The sequence below is a fragment of the Nostoc sp. UIC 10630 genome (genome assembly GCF_010747425.1).
Taxonomy (GTDB): Bacteria; Cyanobacteriota; Cyanobacteriia; order Cyanobacteriales; family Nostocaceae; genus Nostoc.
Genome location: NZ_JAAGOG010000370.1, coordinates 1 through 3,625, shown reverse-complemented (window position 1 = coordinate 3,625; position 3,625 = coordinate 1). Strand labels below are relative to the sequence as shown.

At 36.7% G+C, this 3,625-nt stretch carries 2 protein-coding genes; one reads left to right on the top strand and one right to left on the bottom strand.

Features of this window, described 5'->3' with window-relative positions; all coding sequences use genetic code 11:
• Window positions 1-1,123 precede the first annotated feature (1,123 nt).
• Window positions 1,124-2,746, top strand: a complete 1,623-nt coding sequence (locus G1O98_RS37405) for a hypothetical protein (protein WP_163939405.1) — start codon at window positions 1,124-1,126, stop codon at window positions 2,744-2,746.
• A gap of 368 nt (window positions 2,747-3,114) precedes the next feature.
• On the opposite strand, the gene G1O98_RS37400 is transcribed toward G1O98_RS37405, so the two are convergent.
• Window positions 3,115-3,396: a hypothetical protein gene (locus tag G1O98_RS37400; protein ID WP_163939403.1), complete on the bottom strand. Its 282-nt coding sequence runs from the start codon at window positions 3,394-3,396 to the stop codon at window positions 3,115-3,117.
• Window positions 3,397-3,625: the final 229 nt, after the last annotated feature.

The following is a 3,625-nucleotide window of genomic DNA, read 5'->3' as shown; positions in this document are numbered from 1 at the left end:
ACAGCTAGCGCTCCTAAAAGCGATGAAATGTGAATATGGGCAGGGAAATTTTTTCTCTAGACCATTGGATAATCAGGAGGCAGCGGCATTAATTATTGCAAATCCTCAGTGGTGAGTGTTTTTTAAATACGCTTCACCACTCCCGGTTGCCCTTGCCGAGAGATGAACTTGTAAACTTTTACTGGAGTGGCAATTACCACATCTGCGATCGCCGTTCGCTTAAATAGCAATTAGTGTTGCTTTGGCAATCGCATAGAAATATGGAAGTTGGCTGTTGCTTCTGCATGAGTATAAGCTAGACAGCAATTTGAGATAAGCTTTGTATCAAAATTTCTATCCCTGTCAACTGTCTGTGGCAGGAATTTTTATTTCAACTACTGCTTTAAAGATTTATCAAATACAATCTGTTGAAAGTAAAAAAAGAAACAATTAATCTGTCCTTTTATTAATTTTTTTAACTATTTTAATTCTCTTAACTGTCTTAACTGTCTTAACTGTCTTAACTGTCTCTTAATGTAGTTATTTAGCTTTTTTATCTTCTCTGCAATATTAGTATAAAATATTGCTTAAATTTATTTACAAACAGAAATGGCGACAATATAGAGTAACTACTTTAGATGCTATTTATGTATGCTCTATAAGCTAGAAGAATCTGTGCAGATTAGGGAAATTAGCAAGAAGAATTACATATTCTTTAAGTAAAATTTAAGACTAATATGGCAGCTTTCATTATTTAGTTTTTTAAAGTTTAAATAATTTTCTCTCATATTTATCTGCTTGCAACTTATGTGAAATTATGGTTCTATCAAGTTAACAACCAAGTTCTAAGCAGCGCTTAACTTGATGGCTATTTAATAGATAGTGAAGTTTAATGTGACTCTTGTCATATCAAGTTCGGTAATTACTAGTTCTTAAAATAACTGCACATTTATACATCTTTGTATCTATGCGTCAGTTCTAATAAAAAGTTTTCAATCGGACATGATGTCAGTCGGCATAGTTGGGTCAAGAACAAAATTCAAAGCCTTATATATCAAATAGCATTCTTGTCTAAAGGCAAAAAGAAACATATTTGGTTTTTAAGTCCAATCCATAGAAATTTAAGCAAGAAAGGAAAAAACAAATGGTTACTTATCCCAATCCCATAGTATTAATTCCAGGATTAGCAGGATCAAGGCTAAAAACATTAGTAAAAGGTGTGGCGACACCAAAAGGGGTGACAAGCGGTAAACTGTGGCTCGGACTAGATATGGCACCACCGGCGGATGATGAAAAGGATGAAGTAGATTTGGAAGTAAATGAAGAAACAGATGTGCAATCACTGCCATCAAATATAGTCGGATTGAATGTATCAGCATCTGATATCGAGTCAGATGAATCTACCGAGCATCCTCGTGTAACGAATTGGAAAAGGCATCTGAAATTGAAGGATGATGACGGCATAACTCCAGAAGTAGAAGAAAACAGCATATTAAATGAATTTAATCGACCGCTAGACGGATTAGATGGAATTAGCAATTTATTTGTTAATCGCAATAACGTAGAATTGGTAGCGGGATTAAAGCCAGATATCAAAAAAGTCAACTATTTTTTGGAATTAGTAAATGCGTTGTTAAACACTAAAGAGTACTCAGCACCCAAAAATTTGCTAGCTGCTCCTTATGATTGGCGAACATCTCCAAAAGGTTTGGAACAACGATACAAATATTTCTCTAATCTCAAGAGTGGCATAGAGACATTATACACAGGTAACGGTAATACTCCTGTGGTAATAATCGCCCAGAGTCTAGGAAATAGAGTGACGCAATATTTCTTAGAGTGGATCAAAAAAGATGATGCATCGGTAGGACAAGCGTGGATAGATAAACATATAGAACGATACATAGCAGTTAGCGCACCGTGGCTAGGTGCGCCACTAGCAATTCGTCTGGTGTCAACTGATGATGGATTTGCTTTAGGAGGAGCAAAATTATCAGGTATTAAAAAGGCTTTACAATCCTTTTCTAGTATTCCTTGGCTATTACCGATAACAGAGGTAAACTACCCATATTTCAACACACAAGGAGAATTTGGGTTTATTAGAAAAGAAGGTGTTAATCCCGGGCAATTAGTAGATCCCAGCAACTACACATCAATAACAATCGAAGATACGTTAAAACTTGGAGGAGCCGAAAATACGACCCTGAAATATATAACTAATCATTATCAAAACGATCATAATTTCAGTGAAGGAGAATTCGGAAGTAAAGCGATAAAAAGCCCACCTGTCAAGAACGTAGATGTCATTTATTCAACAGGTTTTAACACACCAGTAGGAGCATACTACTATCAAGAGAATGGAGAACTGAAAGTAGCAAATTACTTGGGTAACGAGACAAAAGAATTATTACCTGTAGACGATGGAGACTTCATTGTAGTAAACGGAGTAAGAATGGAAAAAGCGGATAAAACAAGACAAATGATATCAGATGATGGAATAACTAATTCAGGAGATGGAGTAGTCCCTTATGGCAGCTTGGCATTCTTTAAGAGATGGGAGGAAAACCCAGCTGTACCAAACCAAACAATAACTGCATATCCATTCGTTAAGACTGAACCAAGTGCTGATCCTGAAGATAAATTAGTTAAATTAGGGATTGATTTCAGTCACAACGCAATTATACGACACCCAGATGTGATCAAATTAATCTTCAGTATTTTGGAGTTGGCGGTACTAGAAACATTTCCAGTACCTGTTAAGTCATAAATTTTCAGAAGCTCGAATGAAGGATTACAGTCAGGACTTTAGTAGTAAATTCTAGGACTAAAATCCCTACTACAAACTGAGCATTATATACAGCAGATTGCCAGTTGCTGAGGCACAGAATAATCGTAAGGGCACAACATGTTATTTGTGCCCTTTCCCATTACTTCATTTATCTGAAATACGCTGTAATTCGGCTCATAAGTTGTCACAAGGTCTAAAACTGTAACTCAAAAAATTAAACCTATAGTAACTACAACTCTTTCTATGTTAACTACAGGAAAAGCTGTAGTTAATAATGTTTCTATTTTAATAAGTAACGCTGTCGAAACACAGGTTTGTCTTTGGGGTGTGGAAATAATTTTTTAAGTTTACTCACAAAAATCATCAACTCTCAACTCGCGCCAAACATCAGACGGTTGCCACCCAGAGTTACCCACAGAGCGAAGGGGGCGATAGTGTTCTGAAATGTATTCGGATTCGGAAACGTAGTCTTCAATGTACACAGGTGGATTGGGTTCAATTAGTGGTTCAGGAATATTTTGGCTCTCAAGCATCTCAATAGGTTCAGTCGGTGGTGGGGTTACTTCTGTTTTCTTGCGAACTGGGTTAGAGGTTTTTTTGATGAGTCGTTTCATATCGATAGGAATCATTCGGCTCTCCACAAAGAACGGATATCCCAGAATACAGCAACTTATTAGCGAATCAGAGACATTTTGCCATAAAGTTATATGGGCGTGGATTGCTTTTTAGGGACGGGAGCTAGTTTGATTTGGCATTGATACAACTCGATCGCTGTACCCCCCCAATCACCCATTCAGGTAATAGTTGCTCAAAACGACCATTTTTTCTTCTCTGTATACAAAGGCGAAAATGAGAAGT

Bases quoted from the DNA above. Each gene is read 5' to 3' on its own strand.
- G1O98_RS37400 (WP_163939403.1), bottom strand. From the start codon at position 3,396: ATGATTCCTATCGATATGAAACGACTCATCAAAAAAACCTCTAACCCA.
- G1O98_RS37405 (WP_163939405.1), top strand. From the start codon at position 1,124: ATGGTTACTTATCCCAATCCCATAGTATTAATTCCAGGATTAGCAGGA.